We start from the raw sequence: 24,969 nt of genomic DNA, 5'->3' as shown, positions 1-24,969 counted from the left end.
AAATAATTTTATAAAAAAGATAAAATCTCATCTTCTGTAAAGTCTTCTTTTATCATTTTTTCTAATTTTTCATTATTGCTCAGAAATTCAGCAAGTTCAGATATTGCCTCCTGATGCCCATCTGCATTTTCTGCAGCTAATGTAAAAAATAAATATACTTTTTCATCTGTTTTATAAAAATCTACACCATTTTTTACTTTTAAAAAACTCATCCCTTTTTTTAAAACACCATTTTCAGGTCTTGAGTGCGGCATTGCAGCCCCCTCTGTAAGAACTATATAAGGTCCGTATTTATATACATCATCTATTATTGCTTGAATATATTTTTCTTCTATATTACCATTATCAACTAAAGATCTTGCTCCTATTTTTAAGGCCTCTTCCCAATTTGAAACACTTTCTACTATTTTAATATTGCCTTTTAAAAACTCTTTTAACATAAAAACTCAATCCTTTATTTATTTTATTAAGTATAATTATTTTTAGGATTTTATAACATATATAAATAATTTCTTATAAGTGCTATATAGTTTAACATTATATCAGATAATCAAAAAAACAATATATTACTGTATGATAATATCGTATATTTCTAAATCAGTTAATTCATCATACATTATTCTTTTAATTTTTTCACTTTCATTTAATAAATCAGCAATTTCTTCCATTAATCCCTGATGATTATCATTATTTTCTGCCGCCAATGTAAACAATAAAAACACTTTATTTTTTTCATCAAAGTCAACACCATTTTTAATTTTTAAAAGAGTAATTCCATTTTTTAGAACCCCGTCCTCTGGTCTGGCATGAGACATAGCCATTCCATCTCCAAGCACAATATATGGACCGGTTTCTTTTATATTGTTTATAATGCAGTCAACATATCTTGGTTCTATACATTTATTTTCCAAAAGCAGCTCAGCTCCCTTTTTTATAGCATCTTCCCAATTATCAATACTATCAACTATATCTATTTTGTTTTTTATAAGTTCTTTTAACATATAAACTCTCCATATAATAAACTTTTATATATTATAAAATTATACTTTTATTTTATTATTTGTCAATTATTATTTTTTATGTACATAAAAGTTTCAAAATAATAAAGTTATGCTCTATTTTAATATATAAAAATATAAATTACGATAATGAACTATTAAAATATAACAATTTCTGTATAAATAGGTTATAGTATATAACGAAAACTACATTTACAAATTGGATTTTAATTGAGACAAAAAAATAGGTACTCTAGGTTTAGAATGTATGTAGCTACAACTTTGTTAGCTTTTATGATACCAGCTTTATTTAGCGTATCTATAGTAATATCTAATAAACAAAAATATTTAGATAATGTTATAGAGTATATAAATAAAGTAAGTCCAATAAATATATATATATCAGATATAAGCATATCCTATAAATTAGAATTAGTATTAGATAATGTTAAATTATATTCTAAAAATAATACTAAAGCATTTTTTGAAATGGATAAAGCCTCATTAAGATTCAATATTTTTAGAATATTTATAAAAAGAGATCCATTATATATTTTAAGTGATGTAGATATTAATGATGCTGTCTTTTATCCTGTATTAATGGACATGTCTATATTTCAAAATAATAATAATACTAATAAAACATCTTTAGAGGATATAAGGAAAATAGTTGATAGTATAAGTCCTATATTTATGGATAAAAATATTAGCATTAATAACTTTTCAACTAAAATAGAAGATAATGGTAATATAACAGAAGTATCGCTTAATTCTTTAAATGGTAATTTCAGAAATTACGGTTATTTTCTTTCATACGATATAGATTTACCTGACAGAACATTAGTACATTTTTCATTGGAAAGCAAAACTAATTTATCAGAAATTAATTCAAAAATATACGCAGAAGATGAACATGGAGATTTATTTGATTATACATTATTTTTAACTAATGAATATAATATATTAGGAGCTAATTTACAAAATGAAAATAAAAATAATTTGTTAAACTTCAAATATGATTTTGATAACAAAGATATAGATTTCTCCATTACAAATGTAAAAGTAAAAAAAGATACAATATACAAAATTATGAATATAGTTTTGGACACTCCAATAATTTATAAATTTGTAAAATTAGATAATAAAACTATAAGCACTATAAGTAATTCTATAAATACATTTAGAGATGCTGAAATAGAAGCGGACGGATACTATTCTATTGAAGAAAAAGAAAAATCTCATATTAATTTTGATTTAAATGTTAGAGATAAATTATTCAATGTAATGGTAAATGCTGAGTTAACCAACAATAATATAATACTATCAAATGCTTATATTAATATATTAGAAGGTGATATTATAGCAAGCGGCATAGTGCCTTTAAATGACCCTATATCAAGCATACTTTCATTAGATGTAAACAATATAAAAGCAGGGGCAAACTATCTATCAACGAAAGTACATTTAAAACCTGTAAATGTAAATGATGATGAAATAATATCGAGATTTACAATATCATCTCTTAGTTATGCTAATACTATGCAAAATCCTATGACATTTGAATTTTTATATAAAAGACCTGAAAAGGAAATATCTCTTAATTTAATAGAAAATATATATGGTCAGCCTTTTTACGCCAGCTATTCATTAGATAATAGCAGTCCTGTACTAGCTTCTGCCAGAGGGGTAATACCGCAGGATATATTTGTAGTATTCTTGGGACAAAATATAATAGATAATTTATCATCTTTAAATATAGAATATACTATGAGTAATGCAATGTATACGGGCGGTAAGGGAAATGTACATGTATTGAATGCATCATCTAAAAAAATATATACAGAGGAATATTTAATAAGAATAGGAGCATCTGCCTATAAAAACATAATAGATATTAATGACATTTATTACAGACTTTCTGAAGACAGCGGAATAAATGCCAATGCCAAAATAGAATATGACAAAAATTTTAATGTTAAAATAGATGGAAATGTTAATACTCCTGCCGGCAATTACGGACTAAACGGATTCAGTACAACATCTACAAATGGAAGCAAAATAATATACGCTTCTACAGATAATTCAGAAATAATCGCAAACGGAGTAATAGCTACAAATGGTATATTAGATTTAAATATTAAAACTCCTAAAACTTTAAGTATAAAAGATATAGATATAAATGTGGATGTAAATATCAATAATTATATGCGTCAGCCTTTATATTTATATGGTAATGTTAAGGCTAATAAAAATCTTGCTCCAATATTTGCTTTAAATACACAATTTGAATTATCAAATGAAAGTATAATGTTTACAAATATTATTTTAAATTATGGAGAAAATAGGATAACAGGAGACGGAATATTAAACTCTACAGACGGCATAACAAAATTTGCTGCCTTATTAAAAGATTTAGAAAATAACGGGATATTTGCAATAGACACATCTATAAATAAGAACAATATATATGGTACAATAGCTGTTAATCAGCTGCCTTTCGATATAAGCGGTCAGGCCTACGGAGTGTTAACTGCTAATGCTACTGTAATAGGCTTAATGAATAATCCTGTTGTTTATCTTGAAAAATTTGATATAAAAGATTTTCAAATACCGGGAATGCAGTTTGATGTTTCTTTAAATGGATATTATAGGGCAAATGAACTTGAGATAAAAGATGTATTAATAACTAAGACAGGGGATTTCGGAACTCTTACAGCAAAACCTTTTGCAAAAAAACAGCAGATAAAAATTCCTTATGCTTATTTTTCAAAAGAACTTCAGAATATGACAGTTGAAGTTGATAATATGAGCTTTATGAGTTCATTCTCTGGAACGATAAATTATAATATGAGAAAATTGCCTGACGGCAAGGAAGAATACAGATTACAAACAGGTCCTATTACTATAAACAAAAGAAAACTGCCTGAATTTGGAACTACAGTTATTAAATATGAAAATGATATACTACTTACAAATACTAAAGATCATGGTATAAAAGGTTCTATAATATCAGAAGATGGAAATAAAAGAACTGATTTAATTTATATATACGATAATGATGATATGCTTAATATAGACGGTGTCATAAAAAATACAAAAAGAGATCAGGTAGACTTATTAGTTACATCCGATATAATAAATGTAGAAATTTTTGAAATATTCAATGTATTATTCACAGAGATAGTTTCATCTCCTACCAATTTCACAGTAGATGGTAAACCCTATACATTGTATGCCCGTATACATGGTGATGCCGATAATGTAGCAATAGACGGAAGATTTTTAGGACATGGAAAAAGAGTAAAAATATCATATTTCAATGATATTTTTGATGATACAATAGTAGACTTTAGTTTTAATGGAAATATGTTCAATGTTAATAATTTAACATTTACATCTAAAAATAAGAAAAATTTAACAGTAACAGGCGAGGCAGAAATTTTTAAAAACAATATAAATTATATGGCATTTGATTTGCTGTCATCAGATGAACAGCTAGGACTTTTAGACGGCAATTTAAATTTGGGTATTGCTAAAGTAAAAGGTCCGGTACATGTTGATCTTACAGTAGGCGGAAATATTGCAGCACCTAGAATAGGCGGAATACTTACCCTTATGAAAAGCGATGTTCAGCTTTCTACTATATCTTCAGTAAGTACATATAGAGAAAGAGTTTATGGTATATTAAGTAAGATATATTGGGATTTCACTATAGAGGCTTGGCGTCAGGTTAGAGTAGCTCATAACTTGGTTGGAGATGTATATTTAGAAGAAGGTTCTAAAATGAGAGTTTACAATACTCTTATTGACGGAATAGAACTTGCAGGCACTATAAATGTAGAAAGAGGAAGTATATACTATTTACAGAATGTATATCAGTTGGAAAGAGGTTCTGTAACTTTTCCAAGTGTTAACAGCTTGGATCCTATAATAGAAGCTACTGCCTATACATATAAAAAATATTACCCTTCAACAGTAAATACCTCTTCTCAGTCATTTGAAAATGAATTGGCAGGAGAAAGTGTAACTTTATATGTAGAAATGAATGCCAGACTTTCTCAGCTAATATCTTCTCAAAATGGAGCATTAAGACCTGTAAGATTCTATACTATACCTGCTTTAGGTCAATATCAGGTTAATCAGCTTGCCGGAATACCTCAAGGAACTTTTGGAAGCCGAGAAGATCAGATGTTTGCAGACAGTACAGCAAATAGAAGCAGTATAAATAGCGATCAATTGCAGCAGCTTACTATGAATTACAGCGATTTACTATTGAGAAGCACTGTATTAAGACCTGTAGAAAGATGGTTCAGACAGTTTTTAGGTATTGATTATATAAACTTAAGTCCTACAGTAGTAAATAATTTATTATTTGTTACAAACACCAGCAGTATAAATCCTACATCAGTATGGGATAATACTAGTGTTGGTATTGGTAAATATGTTTCTAAATATTTATATTTAAAATACGATGTTACATATAGAGTTAATGATACAACAAGACCAAGTATAAACGGAAGAAATATAGACCCTTACTATTTTGACCATCAATTTGGTTTTGAGGTTTCTCTATTAAAAAATTATAAACTTGCAAATTTTGTGTTTGAGTATAAAATAAATCCTTTCGATATAAGAGGAAAAGGACAAGATTTTAATATTGTTACTCGGTGGAGATTTTAGTGAATTTTATTAAGAAAAATTATATTATTCTATTTTCATTTCTTTTACTTACTGTATCATTATTGATATCTGCAGAAAGTGACTTTGAAAACTTACAAACAGCTAGAAACATAGCTGTATATGAAGGTCTTACAATAAATCGTATAGATGTTACAGGTGAAGTAAGAATTACAAAAGAACAAATAATAAATAATTTTCCTGTAAAAGCCGGAAGTAAATTCCAAAGAACACAAATAAATGAAGCGATTAAAAAATTATTTGACAGCCAACTATTTGACAGAGTGGCAATAGATGCTAATAGAGAAGGTGAAGGAGTAGTTTTAAATATCATAGTAGCAGAAAGATTTATAATAAAAGATATAGAATATATAGGAAATAAAAGATTAAGCAGAACGGCACTTAATGATGCGGTAAAACCTATAATGAAGGCAGGGGATCCTTATATACCTCAGAAATTAAATGATGCTGTTAATGCTATTATTACTAATTATCAGGATAAAGGATATTTAAAAGCGTATGTTGAGCCTAAAGTAATAGAAAACAAAGATAATTCTGATGTTCTAATACAAATGAATATAGTAGAAGGTAATGAAGTTAAAGTTGCTCATATACGATTCCATGGAAATACTCACTTTACAGACAATGAATTAAAAAGACAAATGTCAACTAAAGAAAACGGATTTATGGCACTTGGAAAATTTAACGAGTTTACATTTGATGGGGATAAAGATAAAATTGTTAAATATTATGCTGACAGGGGTTATTACAGAGCTAAGGTTGATAATGTCAAGTTTACATATCAATGGAGAAATCCCGAGATAAAAAATGAGCAGGATTTAATAATAGATATATATCTTACTGAAGGAGATAAATATTATTTTGGAGATATAGGATTTAAAGGAAACTTTATTATACCTTCTGATAATATAGAAAAAGATATAAAATCAAAAAAAGGGGCATTATATAATTACTCATATCATATGGCAGATTATCAGGGTATACAAAATAAATATTCTGAAAGAGGATATATATTCAGACAAGTTATACCTGTAATTACTGTTAATGAAGAAAACAAAATAGTAAATATAATGTATGATATAGTAGAAAATGATAAAGTACATATAGAAAATATTACTATATCCGGAAATACCAAAACTAAAGATTTCGTTATAGAAAGATATGTAGATATAAAACCTGGAGAAGTATTTAACACTACAAAGATACAAAGAGTACAGGAAAGATTATATAATACTCAATTCTTTGATAATATTAACTTAGGAGTAAAACCTGGTTCTGCTGAAGGACTTATGGAATTAAGTTTGAATGTAACTGAAGGAAGAACTGCTATGGTATCAGGAGGAGGCGGTTTCTCTACAGGTTCAGGATTTAAAGTATTCGCTTCTATTAGAGAAAACAATTTCTTAGGAAGAGGTTTGCAGTTAGGATTAAGCGGAGAATTAGGACAGCAGCAAAAGCGTATAGCGGTTAATTTTGCTGAACCTTATTTGCTTAATTTGCCTATATATTTCGGTATTGATTTATCTTATTTTAATGAAGGAGTAAACACCGGATATGAAATAGGTACCGATCAATTCGGTATACCTAAATATTCATATTATACCAAACATGGTTTTGAAGGTATAGTAAGGCTTGGTTATTATTTTGCTGACTATTATTCTACATTCATAACATTTGATACTATAGTGCAGCAGTATCAGCAATGGTATGATCAGGGAGCCAGCGATGCAGGTCCTAACTATGTTCTTAGCGATGTAAAAAAATACTTAACTCATAGAGTTAATAAAAAAGACGGTTCATTTGAAAGATGGGAAAGTGATTGGTTTACAACATTTATTCTTTCATATTCTTTAATTAGAGACAGCAGAAATGATTATTTGAACCCTACTAGAGGAAGTTTCTTAAGAGGTATGGTGGATTTTTATTTTGGGCATACACAGCTTATGAGATTAAGTGCTACAGGATTTTTGGCGGTTCCTGCTACAGAGTGGCTGTCATTTGCATTCTATGGGGAATTAGGACAGATAATTGCAACTCCCGGACTTGCTATGCAAAATGATGCCGATGTACTTTACTATCTTAACCCATTTGAAGATGTACGCGGCTGGGATACTTCTAAATATACTATATTTAAGAAAAACAGAGGTCTTTCTACTTACGATATGAAAGGTGAAAATAATTCTACCGATTCTTGGAGTTATGGAAGAGCTAAAGTGAGATTCTTTGCTGAACTTCGTATACCTATTGTACCTAAAACTTTAGGATTTGTTACTTTCTTTGATGCAGGACAATTATGGATGCCTGGAAGTACAGGCTGGAATCAGGACGGAGATGCTCATACATATCCTTCTCAATTTATGAAAATTGAAGATATATTTGACCCTTCCCAATACATATATTCTGTAGGATTTGGATTCAGACTTACAATACCGATATTCAATATAAGGTTCTATGTTGCTAAGAGATTCGTTTATAACAAGAATGATGTTGGTTTTGGTAAAGGTCTTCAGGACTTTGAAGGAGATACTTTCACACCTCTTGGTGCTTGGCTTGGAAGAGGATGGGGAATTGCATTTACTATGAATCACCCATTCTATTAAAAATATATAAAAATAATTTTTATTAATTTCTAAGGAGATAAAAAATGAAAAAGTATTATATTATGAGTTTATTATTTATAGCAGTGCTTACAGTATCTATTATTAGTCCTAGAGTTTTTACTCAATCTTACAGACTTACAAAAGTTGGATATATTGATCTTGAAAGAGTAATCAAAGAACTAACTAGTGATGATGAATTTGTTGAAAAATTAAAAATGAAATTAGAGGAATATAAAACTCAAGATGCTATGCAAACTAATATGTCGGATACTTCTATAGCCCAGAACAGAGATTATTCTTTGAGAGGAGAGGTAAAAAGACAAGTTGCTAGTTCTCTTATGTCTATAGTAAAAAAAGAAGGATATACTTTAATCTTAGAAAGAACAGAGCATGCTATTCTTTATGCGGATAGAAATTTTGATATAACAGAAGCCGTTATAGCTAATGTTAAAGCTTCATTACAAAAATAATCATTAAAAAACAATTTTGATAATAACTAAAATGCATTAATAGTTTTTAATGCATTTTAGTTTTTTATATATAAACAAACGAATAAATTTATAAAGGGAAATTTACTATGAAAGTCAAAGATATATCTAATTTTATACAAGCAAAAAAAATAATAGGAGATGAAAATAAAGAAATTAGCACACTCTCCCCTATTAATGAAATTATAGAAAATTCAATAGTATGTATAGATAATAATAAATATCTTGAAGCTGCATTAAACAGTAATGCAAATGCCTTAATATTAAGAGAAGGCACAGCTGATGAAATAAAAGATTTAAAAAATAAGACTTTATTAATACATAATAATCCTAAAGAAGCATTTATAAAATTACTTTACTTTTTATTTGAAGATAAAAAATACCCTCTAGGAACCATTGAAAAAACTGCAGTTATAAAAGAAAATACTAATATATCTGATAATACCTACATTGGAGATAATGTACATATAGGGAAAAATACGATTGTTGGAAAAGGAACTGTTATAGAAGCTAATGTATTTTTGGGTGATGATGTAGTCATAGGAGAGAACTGCACCATATATGCCAATGTATCTATTCATGACAGATGCGTAATAAAAGACAGAGTTGTAATTGGTTCTTCTACTGTTATAGGAAATGACGGATTTGGATTCTTTGAAGTTAACGGAAAACAGATGAAAATACCTCAGAGAGGAAATGTTGTTATAGAAAATGATGTTGAACTTGGTGCTAATGTATGTATTGACAGAGCTACATTGGGTTCTACAATAATAAGAGAGGGCGTAAAAATAGATAATTTAGTTCAAATAGCACATAACTGCGATATAGGAGAGCATTCTATAATAGTTTCTCAGGTTGGAATTGCTGGAAGTTCAAAAATAGGTCATCATTGTATATTAGGAGGGCAGGCTGCTTTGGCTGATCATGTTACTCTTGGAGACAGAGTAATATTCGGAGGAAGAACTGCTGTAATGTCTAATGTTAAAATTCCTTCTAATTCTATTATGCTTGGAGCTCCTGCACAAAATATAGAAAGAGAAAAATTAAGAATGATTGCTGAACAAAAATTACCTGAATTAATTAATTTAGTTGAAGAGCGTTTTGAAGTTAAAATAAAAAGAGTGAAATAATTTTTAATCACAATTAAAAATATGCCTATATCTATAATATATAACAGAAATAATATATTTTTAAAAAATTTTATTGTTGTTTTTTTTAATTAAGTATATTATTATACTAAATAAAATAAAATTATTTAGGGTATATTATAAAAATGGAAAATAAAAAATCATTAGGGCTTCAATTTAAAATATTTGTAATATTGAGTATATCAATACTAATAATGTTTATAACCATTATATCATATATGGTAAGTCATAATATATCTACTTCAAAAGAAAAAGGATTTGCTTCAACTGAGTATATGGTTAGTACTTATGCTAAAGATATAGAAAAAGAAATGATGTCATATATATCCATGCTAAAAACTATATCGCTTTCTCTAAAGAATGATATATTAAATGGTTCAGTTACAAGACAATCGCATGCGGAAGTTTTGGGAGAAGTTCTTAAAAACAATAAAAACTTATTTGCTATATATGAGATGTGGGAAAAAAATGCCTTTGACGGAAGAGATAATGATTTTATAGATACTGATTACGGTTCTGAAAATGACGGAAGATATGGACCTGCATTTTTTTATGATGATAATACTGTTACTTATGATAAAGTTTATCAAGAAGAGTTTGATGCAAACCCAGACTACTATACTATACCAAGAGATACAAAACAGCTTTATATAAGCGATGTGGAAAAAGACGATACTTATACAGGAGCTGATACTGTACTTACTGTAAGTGTTGTTGAGCCTATACTAGATAATACCGGCAAGTTTTTAGGTATGGTAGGAGTGGATTTTTCTGCTGAAAATTTGGTAGAAATAGTTTCTGCCATATCTACTAATGAAGGTATGCAAGGTTATTTGATTAATCAGTCTGGTATCATTCTTGCCTCTACAAATACGATGAATATAGGAAGAGAAATTTCAAGCATATATACTGATAATGCTAATCAAATAATGAATGCTGTAGAAAACAGTATTAAATATTCTTTTATAAATAAAATAGACAGACATAAAATGTTTAATATTATAGTGCCTTTAACTTCATTAAAAGATGATTATAATTCAATAGCACTTCTTGTAAGTATTCCGGAAATGGTTATAGTAAAAGAAAATATAAAAAATGCCGTTATAACATCTATACTTGCAATTGCAATACTTATAATATTTTTAATTATAATAAATATTTTAATAAAGAAAAGTTTGATAGACCCTATATTAAAAATATTACATGTGTCAGAAAAATTAAGCAGCGGAGATTTAACTTCATATAAAAACGAAGCATTAGGCAAAAGAAAAGATGAAATAGGAATGATATTTAACTCTATTCAAAATACACAGAACATATTATCAAATATAATAAAACAAATATTAGATTCTACTAATGCTATGGAAAATGCAAGCAAAAATGTTAGTGCTGGAAGTGTAGATCTTTCAAATAGAACTGAAAAACAAAGAGATGATCTTAAACTTATAAATGAAACTATGACAAATACATTAAAAGTAATAGATAAAACAACTAATGATATAGCAGTAACTAATGATAAAATACAAATTCTCACAAATTCAAGCGAGCATTGCTATAATTTATCAAAGGAATCTATGATTCTTATGGAAGATATTACAAAAGCAACTTCTGAAATATCAAACATAACAAAAATAATAGATGATATAGCTATGCAGACAAATATACTTGCTCTTAATGCTTCTGTAGAGGCGGCAAGAGCAGGAGAGCAGGGAAAAGGGTTTGCTGTTGTAGCAGCTGAAGTTAGAAACCTAGCTCAGACATCTCAAGAATCTGTAAAAAATATTACTAATATAGTTAATAACAGTATAGAAAAAATCAATGAAGGAAATAGTAAAATAAAAGAAACTATGGACGCTTTGGAAGATATAACAAATAAAGCTAAAGAAAGCAGCGATATAGTAAGCCAGATGGTTGAATCTTCCACTCAGCAAGATGCTTCTGCAAGAGAGGTTCAAAGTGCTGTTAATAGTGTTGATATTAGTGCTGAACAAAATACTAATTTGGTGAGAACAAATGCTGATATAGTTATTGACATGGAAAAAGAAACTGAAAAACTTGCTGATTTAATGAAATTTTTCAGTTTAAAATAGTGTTATTTATATAGGATTACACCAATTTCTATATTAGACTTGATTAAAACTATTTTTATTTATAATTGTGTTGACTAACCCTACAAAGTTACAGCCGTACCGCCGCATACTTCTTTGTAAGCCTAGCTGTGAATGAATAATAAGGCAGGAAGACTATACGAAGTCATATCGTGAAGCATGCCTTTTGTTAGTAGAAAGCAGCTATAGTACGCAGTCGTGAAAGATTACATATATACTAAAATAACAATTTATAAGACATGTAAAACTTTTTTATAATTGATAAATTATGAAAATTTTATACAAAATCTTATCAAATAGTTTTGAAATAAGTATATTAAAAATATTTTATAGTTGAATTATATCAATAATTTTTATCAAAATTAAATTTTCTGCTATTTAATAAATAACATTCTATCCTTTTTATAAATTTATTCTGCCCACCCACCCGCCCCCTATTTATATTTTCTGCGATTATATTATAATAAAGTGAATATTTTTTTAGGAGTTTAAAATGAAATTCGCTTACTTAATAATGGGTACAATTTTTGACAGCAAAAAAGATAAAGCATCTATACATAATGGAGTTTCACAAATTATAGGAGTGTCTAATATAGAAGAAGCATGCAAAATTGCAAAAGAACTTCAAAATGAAGGTATTGACTGTATAGAACTATGCGGAGGCTTTGGAGAAGAAGGAGCAAGAAAGATAATAGAGGCTACAGAAAATAAAACTGCAGTTGGATTTGCAGTGCATTTAGAAGAGCAAAATGATATTTATAAAAAACTTTTTGGTAAATGAGAAATTATTATGAATTAGATTTATACAAGAAACCTGTAACTATAACTATAATACCCACAAGCATAGTAAAAGGAGCTAGAAACCCCATAAAACCTTCAGGGTGCTGCCCTACCATTGCTATAAATAAAAAACTTACGGCAAATATTATAAGCCCTATGATTAGGATAATTAGATTTTGTTTAGAAAGTTTATCGTGATTATTTACCATATTTAATATATAAAAAAAGTTCATAGCCTAAAATATTGCTATAAACCTTGTTTTATCTGCTCCATTATTTAGTTTTTATTTGCTCGGGGCCGGAATCGAACCGGCACGGTCGCAAGGACCAGCAGATTTTAAATCTGCTATGTCTACCAATTCCATCACCCGAGCTGGTAGTTGCTTTATATATTATCATATTAGCAAAAAAAAATCAAGTTTTATTTTATAAAAAATTATTTGTATTTATATAATCAAATAAAATTACTGCCAATCTTTAGGACAAATTATTGTATGCCCTGTTTCTAATTTAATAGAATTGGGGAGTAAAAAAGAAGATATATCAATTTTTAATAATTTTATATCAAAATCAGAAATATTTTTTAAACTGCTTGCCTGAACATTAGGCGGAACAACAACTCCTACTTTTAAGTCGGCATTCTCTTCTTTTGCCATTTTTATAGCAGGTACTAAATCACTATCTCCAGATAACAATATAGCTTTATCACAATTTCTATTACATGCATCCCTTACTAAATATATAGCTATATTTACATCACTTTCTTTTTCTTCATGATATTCATAATTATATTTTATTATATTACCATTATTATCTTTTATAATTAAATTTTTACTTTTCTTTTTAAAATTACCTAGAACTACTTCTACATTAAAATATTTAAGTGCTTGTATAAATATATAATGCTTATTTTGACTATATGGTTTCCAAAAAGCATATGCTGAAAAGTAATATACTTTATTTATTATCTCATTATCTTTTAATAAACTTTTACATAAATCATAATAGTTTATCCATTTTAACTTATTATTATTTAATCTATCAATGGCATGATATATATTAAATCCGTCTATGTAGAAATTAACTTTATCCATAAAAAATAAAAAACCCCATCCTATGATGGGGAGTAAGGCTCCAGAGGAACCACTACGCTTATTTGGATTATTATATATTTTATATTATAAAAAATCAAGTTTTATTTTATAAAAAAACATGATGTATTGACAAATTATTCATATATGTTAGCCTCTTATAACATATATAATTTACAAATTGATAATAGTGTGAAGATTATAAAACAAAACATCATATTGGTATTAATTTTAATACTTTGGTTTATAGCAAGTGAAAGCCATATATGGAGTGCCTATGTTCTGCCTTCGCCTCAGCGTGTAATTAGAGCTTTTTATATGGAAATAATGAATGGTAATCTAATAAAAAATACATATGTAAGCCTTTTGAGAGTAATAATCGGTTTTTCTATAGCTTTTGTTTTTGCTTTTATATTTGGAATGATTCTTGGTATAAAGCCTGAGAGATTTGAATATTTTAGAAATATAATAGAGTTTATGAGAAATGTACCTCCTATAAGTTTGATAGCAATATTGATATTATGGTTTGGAATAGGCGAAAAATCTAAAATAATCATTATAATACTAGCCTCTTTTTTTCCTATATTTATAAATATAAGACAGGCTATAGGTTCTGTTGATAAAAAACTCATAGAAGTGGGATACTCTCTAGGATTTACAAAGTCAAAAATATTTTTTAAAATAATGCTTCCAAGTGCATTGCCAAGCATACTCGCTGGAATGAAAATAGGACTTGGCTATAGTTTTAGGGCTATAATAGGAGCTGAAATGATAGCAGCGTCAAGCGGATTGGGTTATATGATACTTGATGCCCAACAGCTTTCTAGATCTGATAAGGTTATAGCTGGAATTATTACTATAGGTATTTTGGGATATATGTTTGATATTTTATTTTCTTATCTTATCAAAAAACTTCCTTATTCTAAAGGAGTATACATTGAAAGTTAAAACTGAAAATATTTCAAAATCATTTATAGTTGATAATAGAAAAATTGATGTTATAAAAAATGTTAATTTTGAATCTTTAGATAAAGGCATTACAATAATATTAGGCAAAAGCGGATGCGGTAAAACTACTTTTTTAAGATTATTATTAGGATTAGAAAAAGCAGACAGCGGAAGTGTGATTGTAGAAAACAATGCTAAAATATCAATAGTTTTTCAGGAATCAAGACTTATGCCTTGGCTTAATGTATTTGATAATATTGCTTTTTATATGAACAAAAAAGAAAAAAATATATACAAAGATAAAATATATAGCCTTATCAATATGATGGGATTAAACGGTTTTGATAAGGCTTATCCTTCTGAACTATCTTTAGGTATGATGCAAAGAGTATCTATTGCAAGAGCTTTAGCATACGATGGAGATATTATACTAATGGACGAGCCTTTTGCTTCTTTGGATTATTTTACTAGAGAAACTCTGCAGAATGAAACTATTAATATTTACAAAGAAAATAAAAAGTCTATTATATTTGTAACGCATAGTATTGATGAGGCACTTATTTTAGGAAGTAAGATTATAATATTTGAAAATGGAAGTATAAAAAAAGAATATAATTTAATTGATGAGCCTTATAAAAGAAATATACTTTCAAATGAGTTTATAGATATAAAAAAAGATATTTTAGATTCTATAAGAAATGAAAAATATAAATAATAAAAAATAATAGATAATATTAAAATAATTTTTAAGGAGCTATAAAATGAAAAAACAAATTTTTTTTAAAACTATTATAACAGTATTTATATTATTATTTGCTGTATCCTGCAATAATAATAAATCTTCAAACAATTCTAATTCTTCATCAACTAATTTTACAGCTAAAAAAATAGCTATTACATATGTAAAATCACCATTGAATGTTCCATCAATAGTTGAAAAAGAAAAAGCAATATTCAGCAATACTTTCAGCAAATATAATATACCCGTAACATATTCTGAACTTACAACAGGTCCGGAACAAACTCAGGCATTAGCATCAGGAGATATTCAATTCTTATATGCAGTAGGTGCTACTTCTGTAATATTAGCTAAAGCAAATGGTGCTGATATAAAAATTATTAATATGTACAGCAGATCTCCAAAGGCTTTTACATTATTTTCTCAAAAAGGAACATCTTTTACAACAGCAGATGAAGTTAGAGGAAAAAAAATAGCAGGACCAAAAGGAACTATACTTCATGAACTTTTAACAGCATATTTAAATACATTAGGACTAAAAGAAAGCGATGTAGAGTTTATATCAATGGGCATACCAGAATCTCAGGCTGCTTTAGTGGGAGGCTCTGTTGATATGGCTTTGCTTGCTGGTCCTTCTGCCTATAATATGATAAAAGATGGTTATAATGTTGTAACTACGGGGGAAGGTTTAGTTGATGCCACTATAGCAGTTGCTACTAGTGAAAGTTTTTATAACAGCAATAAAGTATTGGTAGATGATTTTATTAATGCACAAAGAGAGGTTTTAAGCTATATAGAAAATAATTATGATGAGGCTATGGCAATTTCTGCAAAAGAAACAGGACTTAGCGATGAGGCTGTAAAAGAGATGTATACTATGTACGACTTTAGTATAGATATTACTGATAATGATATAAACTCTATGAAAAAAACTGAAGAGTTTATGAGAAATAATAACATGATAGAAACTGAAGTTAATATAGATGATTTGATAATAAAATAATCTTTTTGATATTGTTTTAATAAAAATTGCTAGTTACTTACATTTATTAGACTTATGAATGTATTGACTAGCAATTACTATATTTGCCGCAAACACTTAAATAATTCAATAGATAATTAGAAAAACTATATACCTTTAATATATACTTAATTTCAGTATAGAAACTTTCAAAGTTTTTTATAATGATGTATATTGTTATTCGTTAAGCATGTAATAAATAATTATATATAGAAGAAACCTTTTATTCTTTTTTAAAAAACTAAATTATAATAAAAGTACTAATAAGTTTTAATAAAATTAGTTTTAATACAAATCTATTGACATAACTATAAAATATTGTTAATATGTTAAAATCAAAAAAATTTAAAAAAATCAAGAGGTAATTAAAGAATGTTCACAGCCACATTATACGCACAAACTGCCCAAGGAGCACAGGCAGGCGGAAGCCCATTAGTATCTATAGGTATGATGGTAGTAATATTTGCTATTTTCTACTTTCTACTAATAAGACCGCAGAAACAGCAGCAGAAAAAATTAGCTCAAAGTATAGCTGAATTAAAAAAAGGAGATAAAGTAATAATAGCAGGCGGCATAATCGCTGAATATGTTTCTGATAAAGAAGGCGGAAGAGTTGCAATAGTTAAAGTAGGCGAAAATACTAAAATGGAAATTGTTAAATCTTCTATATCAGCAGTTGTTACAGAAGAAATGTTAAACCCTCCTAAAAAAGAAGAAAAGAAAAAAGAAGATAAAAAGGCTATAGAAGATAAGAATCAAATAAAAGAAGATTTGGAAAAAGCTCAGGCAGAAGATAAAAAAGAATAATAAAATAAAAAATATAATATAATAGGATAGTATATATGAGTCATAATTTAAGACTAGCATTTATCATTATAGGACTTGGTGTAATGGCTTGGTTTATTACTCCTACAGTAAGATGGTATTTTTTCACATCTGATGACAAAAAAGAAGAAAGTAATATGTCTTTAGATGAAATGATAGCTAAAGGATACACTAAAGAACAAATTGATAATATTCAATCTCTTAAAAGATTAAGAAATGAATCTGTTAATATGGGTTTGGACTTACAAGGCGGTATAAGAATCGTTCTTCAGGCCGATTTTGAAGAGTATGCCAACAGAATTGACAGAACTGTATCATCTCTTACAGCTGAAGAGAAAAATGATGCTATGGAAAGACTTATATCAAGACTTAGAGGCAGAATAGATCAATTCGGAGTAAGTGAAGTAGGTATAAGAAAACAGGGTGAGGACAGAGTAGTTGTTGAGCTTCCGGGAGCAAGAGATCCGGACAGAATAAAAAGTGTGGTATTAAGTCAGGGAGCTTTAACTTTTAATTTGGTAGATGAAGCTGCTACTGCTACTTTAACTACAAATGATATGCTTATGGGTGTATTTACAAATACAGCTAAAGTTCCGGAATATGGAAAACAGCTTTATTTTTACAGTGAAAAAGATGATTTCGGAAGAAGAATAAGAGGTGCTCCTGTTATAGTTAATAAAGAACCTTCATTGGAAGGAAGTGCTTTAATAAATGCTCAGGTAGGCGGAGGACAATTCGGAGAAGTTACTGTTGAGTTTGAACTTAATAATGAAGGTTCAGAACAGTTTGCTTTAGTTACAGCTCAAAATAAAAATAGAATGCTTGCTATAGTATTAGATGATAAAGTGATAAGTGCACCTAATATCAATGATGAAATTAGAGGCGGAAGAGGTGTTATTACTGGAAGATTTACTTTAGAAGAAGCTCAGGATTTGGCTAGAATATTAAAAGAAGGTGCTTTGCCTCTTAATGTTAGTATAGTAGAAGAAGAGGTTGTAGGACAGTCCATAGGTGCTGACTCAGTTAAAGCCGGAGCTACTGCTTTGCTTATGGCTGCTATTTTAGTTGCCGTATTTATGATAGCGGTATACAGAGTATCAGGAGTTTTAGCAACTATTGCAATGATTGTGAATGTTGTACTCATTATAGCAGTATTATCTCCTCTAAGATTTACTTTGACATTGCCTGGTATAGCCGGACTTATTCTTACTATAGGTATGGCTGTTGATGCCAATGTTATTATATTCGAGCGTATAAAAGATGAGTTAAAAGTGAAATCTAGTGTTGCTGATGCTATTATATCAGGTTATGACAGGGCATTCGCTACTATATTTGACTCTAACATTACTACTATAATTGTAGCTTTAATACTTTGGATATTCGGAAGCGGTCCTGTACAAGGCTTTGCTATTACTTTGTTCTTCGGTATTTTGATAAACCTATTCACAGCTGTATTTATTACAAGATATATCTATGAAGAGATTATAAGAACTAAAATAGTAAAGAAAGCAGGATTCTTCTTTATTTAATTATATGACTTCTTAAAAATAAATAGGATTTTGTAAATGAGTGAAGATATAAAAAAAGAAAATAATGATTTAACAAAAAACAAGATACCATTTGTTAAAATTATGCCAATAGCTGCTGTGATATCATCTATATTATTCATAGCTTCTATTGCATTGTTTGTAAATAAACTTACCACAAACAGTTTTAATATGGGTATTGACTTTGCAGGCGGTGTTGAATTAAAAGTACAGATAAATAATCCTGAAGTAATTAATATTGCTGAAATAAGAGCTTTATACAATAATTTCGGAACGGAAACTGTTAATATTCAGGAACTTGAAGGGGCAGACAATGTAAATGCTTTCCTTTTAAGATTCAGAGGATCTAATGAAGAATCTGACAGAGCTATGCAGGTGCTTTATGACAAATACACTCAGGAAAAAGTTACACTTATAGGAAGCAATATCATAAGCGGTGTTGTATCTTCTGATAATTTGAAGCTGGCATTCATACTTATAATAGTTTCTTGGGTTATCATAATGATATACATTACTATAAGATTTAATTACAGATACGCTTTCCCTGCTATAATTACACTTATACATAATGTTGTCATAGTATTCGGCATACTTCTTTTTCTAAATAAAGAGTTTTCTGTCTTAGTTCTCTCATCAATGCTTACTTTAATAGGTTACACTATTAACGATATCATAGTAGTATTTGACAGAATAAGAGAGAATACTGACACTAAAAAACCATTTAAAGAGATTGTTAATATAAGTTTGAACAATGTTGTAGGAAGAACAGTAATAACTAGTATATCTACACTTCTTGCCGCATTAGCCATAATGATATGGGGAGGCTTCATACTTTATGATTTTGCTTTTACATTCTTCTGCGGTGTTGTTATAGGTACTTATGCTAGTAACTTTATAGCAAGCGGTCTTTTAATATTATTTATGAAAACTAAAAAAGATTAACAAATTACTAAATATAAAAATAAAAGAGTATGCATTTTTATGTATGCTCTTTTTTATTTGTATTATTTTTAATCTTTGACAAGATATTTATTTTAATATATTATTTTTATGCTATCAAATATAAATAAAAAACGGAATAAAAATTATGAGTGATATTCAAATACCAAATATTAGTATAAGTAATTTTAAATGCTTCAAAGAATTTTCTATTGACAGTTTTAAAAGGTTCAATTTAATATTCGGTAAAAACAGTGTTGGAAAAAGCAATCTTTTAGAGGCATTATATTTATACTCAAATATGTTTAGAAGCGATACAGTTATATCTTCTTCTTTTTTTCAAAGGAATATACCTATAAATAATAATTTGGAGTTAATTTTTTATAATTTTGATTATACTAATCCTATTAATATAAAAACTTATAAAAGAGAATTAAATATATACCCTATAAAATCATTAGAGCTTGCAACTTTAGATGGTATTTATTATCAAGTAAAAAATAATAATGGAGAAACTATAAAACTTCCAATGATTATAAATGATAACAGACAGATAGATAATAGTTTTATACCTATTAATAATAATTTTCCTATTAACAATATAAATATACGCTCAGCAATTTTAGCTCCTTCATTATTTAACTTTTATTTCTTTAATGATTACAGTACTTCAGAAACAAGAGTAAAAAATAATGTTGTTTCATCATTTGATAAACTTCAAAATTTAAAAATGGATAAAATAGTTGTAGAGACTTTAAAAGCTATAATACCAAATATAGAATCAATAAGAATATCATCTGAACAAATCTGTGAAGCTGATATTGGGCTTGACAGATATTTACCAATAAATGCATTGGGAAGCGGTATATTAAAAATATTCAATTACATAGTAAGTATACCATTTATTGCAAATGGAGTTATGCTTATTGATGAAATCGATAATGGGTTTCATCATAGTGCTTTAAGGAATTTATGGCTATCTCTATTTAAAGTATGCTATAAAAATAATGTTCAGCTTTTTGCAACTACTCACTCTTATGAATGTATAAAGGCTTTTAATGATGTTTATAATGAGGTAAAAAATGAATACAACTCAAATGATGATATTCAAGGCATAAGAATAGAAGCTGACAAAAAAGAAAAGTATAAATATCAAGCTATAATATATAACAATGAAGAATTAAATAATGCTATGGATAATTGGGAGGTAAGATAAAAAATAATGGAAAATAAAATGAATCCTATGGCTAAAAAAGTTCTTCTTGTTGAAGGAAATGATGAGAGAGATTTATGCTCTCTTTTAATTAATAAAAAATTAGGATTAAAATGCATAATAGGTAAATATGATAAAACTTTTATAGAAGATGATAACACTATTCAAATAATAACAATCAATGAAGCTGATAATAAAAATCATATTTCTTCATTTATAAAAACTTCCAACTACAGTAATATAGAAAAACTTGCAATTGTAGTTGATGCTGAAAGTAATGCTCAAAAAAGATTTAATATTTTTAATGATATTATAAAATGCGAATATAATCAAAACAACAATATTTATTATGATGATTATAAAGGCTTATTTATAACAGCCAAAACAGATGATAAAACTTCTGGATATTTAGAACATTTAGTAGAAAAAATAATTTTAGAAAATGATAAAGACTTATATAATGACTGCGTTAATAATTTTTTTAACTGTGCTGATAATTATATTAATCAAGGCAGTAATGAAGCCCATTTATTAAAAGCTAAAATACTTGCTTTTATATCGGTAAGATGCAAAAAGAGAAATACAGTAGGAGGGTTATTTCAGGAATGCTCTCATTATTTGGATTCAAATGTATTATATGATTTAATTGATTTTTTAAATAATATGTTCAAATAAAAATAGGTTTATAAAATGAATGAAAAAATTAACAATTTAAAACAATATGTAAATGAAAAATTTCTCCTTACTCTCACAAATAAAGGCATATATAACAGATCAGTAAAAGACATTGATAATATTATAAATAATAGCCCTGAAAAAATAAAGCTAGAAGAAGCCGATGATAAAATAAAAGTTACAATAGATACAGGTGATAAAATAGAAGTAATACTTAATGATGAGGATATAAAATCAAGCAAATGCACATGTCCTTCAAAAGATATTTGCAAACATATTATAATGTCGCTTTTATATATAGAACATTTAGATACAGAAAATAAAGAAAATGAAAACAATAAAGATACAGCAGATAATAATACAGAAGAAACAAAAGAGACAGAAAAAACAAATATTAATACAATAAATAATACATTTGATGAAGTCAAAAATATAAGTTTCGATGAAATTAGGAAATTAAGCACTAAAAGAAATTTTGAATATGCATTAGATAGGTTTTATGAAAATATTGAAGCAGAGATTAAAGAAGATGCTATGCTTGAAATTAATATTCCAGAAGAAAATACAATTATATATTTTCCTAAAAAAGACAGCATAAAAAAGGCAGTATGTTCATGCAAAGACTCTTCACTTTGTGCTCATAAGATAATAGCTATATTAAAATACAAAGAGATGTACGGAACTTTGGAGGATATAAAAGAAGAAGATAAAGTAATAGATGAAAATATTTTAAAATTTGCAAAAGATTATATTGAAAATATTTTTGAAAAAGGATTCTATTCATGCAGTGAAAAAGATTTTGATATTGCAGAACAAATAAGTATAAAACTTCAAGTAAAAAATATGCCGGAATTAGCAAAAATATTTAGAAGTATTGCTGAGAGTATTAACTCTATGATAAATAAACATGCTTCATTTAATAAATTATTTGCTTTTGCCTCACTTTCAAGACTTTATAATACAATAAAAAATATAGAAAAAGCAAAGCAAAATAATGATAATAAAACGGTAAAACTTCTTACAGGAGAAATAAGAAGCAAATATATAAATAGAAAAAGCGGAGAATTAGCGGGCTTAGGTGCTTATCCTTGGATTTCTTCTACAGGATATTTAGGAGCAAGTGCTTATCTATATAATTTAAATACTAAAAAATTATCATTCTTTTCTTATGTTATACCTACATTTTATGATAATGCTAAAATTTCTTATGATGATGTAAGAAGCAATTACAGAAAGAAAATTCATTTTGAAAATAATATCTCTATAGAAGAAATTTCAAAATATAAATTAAAATTCATAAATTATAAAGTTAACAATGAAGAGAGAATATCATCAAGTAAATTTACTTCAGTTATATTAAATGATAGAATTAATTATACATTATTAAAAGATATAAAAGAGTCAAAAAATAATGAAGAGCTATTTGCAGAAACCTATAATGATATAAAAAATATAGATTTTAGATATGATTATTTCAATAAGAATGATATGTCAAAAATAATAATAGCAGAATTTCAAATAATAGAAAATCAAGAGTTTGATAAAATAAAACAAATGCTTTATTTTGATATCATAAATAAATATAAAGAAGACGAAGAAGAAAGATTAACTTTAAATATAAAATACACATCAATTCACTCAAATGGAATCAAATATATCATGAATTATAAAAATTCAAATGTAGACAAAAACAGATTCATAGTATTAGAAAAAACTAAATATTATATAAGACCTATAAGTATAATAAATGCGAATGCTGTTATAAATATATTTTTTGATAATTAACCGTACATTAACAGCAAGAAGTTTTTAATTTCTTCCTGCCGTCAAATATAAATTTATGATCTATTTATGTACGAATTCTCTTATTTTTTTAGCAGCTTCTTTTAATATAGGTATATCCTGAGTTAAAGCTATTCTAAAATAATTCTCACTTCCGAAAGCAATTCCAGGCACTACAGCAACACCTGTTTCATCTAATAATCTTATAGCAAAATCAAAAGAAGGCTCTTTAGAAAATTTCTCATATCCTACAAACAAATAAAAAGCTCCCCTAGGTTCTATTACATCAAATCCCATATCAGTTAACTCTTTAGATAAAAAGAAAGCCCTCTCTTTATATATATCCCTAAACTCTTCTATCATAGGATATTTCTCTAAAGCAAACTCAGCAAGTGCACAAGAAACAGTAACCATACTTCCAACATTATTAAAGCTGGCATTAACTAAACATTTTCTCACATATTCAGGAGAAATACTGTAACCTATTCTCCATCCTGTCATAGAATGGGATTTTGAAAAACCATTAAGCACTATTACTTTATCTTTTATAGAAGGATAAGAAGCAAATGAAGTAAAAGGATAAAATGATATAGCAGAATATATCTCATCGGCTATTATAAATATATCTTTTTTCTCAAAATATTTAACAAGCTCATCCATCTCTTCTTTTTTAAGCATATATCCAGAAGGATTACCAGGATTACTGAAAAGTATAGCCTTAGTTTTATTTGTTATAACCTTGTCTATCGCTTCAGGCTTAATTACAAGATGATCTGCCCTAGTATCTAAAAATACACATTTACCATAAGAAAGTTTTACCGCCTGTTCATAAGGAGAGAAAAAAGGAGTAGGTATTATAACCTCATCATCAATATTAAGTATAGTTCTAAATACAGAAGAAATACCCTCCATAGAACCAATATGCATAGTAACATTATCAGCTTTAATATCTGAGCCATAGTATTTATTATAATGATTAGCAACTAATCCTCTTAAATGCTCGCTTCCTCCGGAATGAGTATAGCCCAATCTATGAGTTTTAGCGAACTCACAGGCATAATCAATAAACTCTTTAGGAGGCTGTAAATCCGGCTCCCCTATTGTAAGCATTATAGCATTTTCTTTACTTTGTGCTTTTTCTGTAAGCTCTCTTATGAGCGAATACGGCACTTGAAGTATATTTTTATTGAGTTCCATGATGATTCTCCATAGGTGTTTTTTTTTTATTAAAATATTAAGACATGATATTATATACAATAATATTATATATAATAATATTTTACCAAAAAATATTTAATTTGTCAATTTTTATTATAAAAAAATTTAAATAAGTAATTACAGTATCTTAATTTTTATTATTTTTTATAAT

20 protein-coding genes and 1 tRNA gene are annotated in these 24,969 nt (G+C 27.6%); 15 read left to right on the top strand and 6 right to left on the bottom strand.

The window, feature by feature from the left end; all coding sequences use genetic code 11:
* Positions 1–8: 8 nt before the first annotated feature.
* A complete protein-coding gene (locus A966_RS03220; protein WP_008722477.1) occupies positions 9–440 on the bottom strand; it encodes a PTS sugar transporter subunit IIA in 432 nt (143 codons plus the stop codon).
* Between the two features lie 126 nt (positions 441–566).
* On the bottom strand, positions 567–1,001 hold the full coding sequence (locus A966_RS03215; protein WP_008722474.1) for a PTS sugar transporter subunit IIA: 435 nt from the start codon (positions 999–1,001) through the stop codon (positions 567–569).
* A gap of 291 nt (positions 1,002–1,292) precedes the next feature.
* Between A966_RS03215 and A966_RS03210 the strand changes: the two genes are divergently transcribed.
* The 6 genes from A966_RS03210 (at position 1,293) to A966_RS03185 (ending at position 12,821) form a co-directional block, all read left to right on the top strand.
* Complete coding sequence (locus tag A966_RS03210) at positions 1,293–5,678, top strand: translocation/assembly module TamB domain-containing protein (RefSeq protein ID WP_039955512.1); 4,386 nt, start codon at positions 1,293–1,295, stop codon at positions 5,676–5,678.
* Positions 5,678–8,296 carry an outer membrane protein assembly factor BamA gene (bamA, locus tag A966_RS03205; protein WP_008722469.1) on the top strand — a complete coding sequence of 873 codons (2,619 nt, stop codon included), beginning with the start codon at positions 5,678–5,680 and terminating at the stop codon, positions 8,294–8,296. Before A966_RS03210 ends, bamA begins: the two co-directional genes overlap by 1 nt.
* 44 nt (positions 8,297–8,340) lie before the next feature.
* Positions 8,341–8,766, top strand: coding sequence for an OmpH family outer membrane protein (locus tag A966_RS03200; RefSeq protein WP_008722468.1), 426 nt, complete (start codon positions 8,341–8,343; stop codon positions 8,764–8,766).
* Between the two features lie 107 nt (positions 8,767–8,873).
* The gene (gene lpxD, locus A966_RS03195) at positions 8,874–9,914 is read left to right on the top strand and encodes a UDP-3-O-(3-hydroxymyristoyl)glucosamine N-acyltransferase (protein WP_008722466.1); all 1,041 of its coding nucleotides are present in this window, start codon (positions 8,874–8,876) and stop codon (positions 9,912–9,914) included.
* 143 nt (positions 9,915–10,057) lie between these two features.
* The gene (locus A966_RS03190) at positions 10,058–12,022 is read left to right on the top strand and encodes a methyl-accepting chemotaxis protein (RefSeq protein ID WP_008722463.1); all 1,965 of its coding nucleotides are present in this window, start codon (positions 10,058–10,060) and stop codon (positions 12,020–12,022) included.
* A 511-nt stretch (positions 12,023–12,533) separates the two neighbouring features.
* Positions 12,534–12,821: a DUF6506 family protein gene (locus A966_RS03185; protein WP_008722461.1), complete on the top strand. Its 288-nt coding sequence runs from the start codon at positions 12,534–12,536 to the stop codon at positions 12,819–12,821.
* 7 nt (positions 12,822–12,828) lie between these two features.
* Here A966_RS03185 and A966_RS03180 read toward each other — a convergent pair whose 3' ends face one another.
* The 3 genes from A966_RS03180 to A966_RS03170 form a co-directional block, all read right to left on the bottom strand.
* Positions 12,829–13,029, bottom strand: a complete 201-nt coding sequence (locus A966_RS03180) for a hypothetical protein (RefSeq protein WP_198643173.1) — start codon at positions 13,027–13,029, stop codon at positions 12,829–12,831.
* Between the two features lie 80 nt (positions 13,030–13,109).
* Positions 13,110–13,194 (bottom strand) — tRNA-Leu (locus tag A966_RS03175).
* Positions 13,195–13,284: 90 nt separating this feature from the next.
* Positions 13,285–13,914 carry an NYN domain-containing protein gene (locus A966_RS03170; protein WP_008722457.1) on the bottom strand — a complete coding sequence of 210 codons (630 nt, stop codon included), beginning with the start codon at positions 13,912–13,914 and terminating at the stop codon, positions 13,285–13,287.
* Positions 13,915–14,103: 189 nt separating this feature from the next.
* On the opposite strand from A966_RS03170, the gene A966_RS03165 reads away from it, so the two are divergent.
* The 9 genes from A966_RS03165 (at position 14,104) to A966_RS03125 (ending at position 23,603) form a co-directional block, all read left to right on the top strand.
* On the top strand, positions 14,104–14,859 hold the full coding sequence (locus A966_RS03165) for an ABC transporter permease (protein WP_039955443.1): 756 nt from the start codon (positions 14,104–14,106) through the stop codon (positions 14,857–14,859).
* Positions 14,849–15,574: an ABC transporter ATP-binding protein gene (locus A966_RS03160; RefSeq protein WP_008722453.1), complete on the top strand. Its 726-nt coding sequence runs from the start codon at positions 14,849–14,851 to the stop codon at positions 15,572–15,574. Before A966_RS03165 ends, A966_RS03160 begins: the two co-directional genes overlap by 11 nt.
* Positions 15,575–15,620: 46 nt before the next feature.
* A complete protein-coding gene (locus tag A966_RS03155) occupies positions 15,621–16,601 on the top strand; it encodes an ABC transporter substrate-binding protein (RefSeq protein ID WP_008722451.1) in 981 nt (326 codons plus the stop codon).
* 390 nt (positions 16,602–16,991) lie between these two features.
* Positions 16,992–17,426, top strand: coding sequence for a preprotein translocase subunit YajC (gene yajC / locus A966_RS03150; protein ID WP_008722449.1), 435 nt, complete (start codon positions 16,992–16,994; stop codon positions 17,424–17,426).
* A gap of 35 nt (positions 17,427–17,461) precedes the next feature.
* Positions 17,462–18,973, top strand: coding sequence for a protein translocase subunit SecD (gene secD, locus A966_RS03145; RefSeq protein WP_008722447.1), 1,512 nt, complete (start codon positions 17,462–17,464; stop codon positions 18,971–18,973).
* A 36-nt stretch (positions 18,974–19,009) separates the two neighbouring features.
* Positions 19,010–19,933 (top strand): protein translocase subunit SecF, encoded by a 924-nt coding sequence (secF, locus tag A966_RS03140; RefSeq protein ID WP_008722445.1) that lies wholly within the window; start codon positions 19,010–19,012, stop codon positions 19,931–19,933.
* Positions 19,934–20,078: 145 nt separating this feature from the next.
* Positions 20,079–21,146 carry an AAA family ATPase gene (locus A966_RS03135; RefSeq protein ID WP_008722443.1) on the top strand — a complete coding sequence of 356 codons (1,068 nt, stop codon included), beginning with the start codon at positions 20,079–20,081 and terminating at the stop codon, positions 21,144–21,146.
* A 6-nt stretch (positions 21,147–21,152) separates the two neighbouring features.
* On the top strand, positions 21,153–21,818 hold the full coding sequence (locus A966_RS03130; protein ID WP_008722441.1) for a DUF3226 domain-containing protein: 666 nt from the start codon (positions 21,153–21,155) through the stop codon (positions 21,816–21,818).
* A 15-nt stretch (positions 21,819–21,833) separates the two neighbouring features.
* A complete protein-coding gene (locus A966_RS03125; RefSeq protein WP_008722439.1) occupies positions 21,834–23,603 on the top strand; it encodes an SWIM zinc finger family protein in 1,770 nt (589 codons plus the stop codon).
* Positions 23,604–23,663: 60 nt separating this feature from the next.
* Here A966_RS03125 and A966_RS03120 read toward each other — a convergent pair whose 3' ends face one another.
* On the bottom strand, positions 23,664–24,797 hold the full coding sequence (locus A966_RS03120; protein ID WP_008722437.1) for a pyridoxal phosphate-dependent aminotransferase: 1,134 nt from the start codon (positions 24,795–24,797) through the stop codon (positions 23,664–23,666).
* Positions 24,798–24,969: the final 172 nt, after the last annotated feature.

The organism is Brachyspira hampsonii 30446, from assembly GCF_000316195.1.
GTDB lineage: Bacteria > Spirochaetota > Brachyspiria > Brachyspirales > Brachyspiraceae > Brachyspira > Brachyspira hampsonii_C.
Note: the sequence above shows the minus strand (reverse complement) of the source record. Positions and strands in the feature narration are given on the sequence as shown.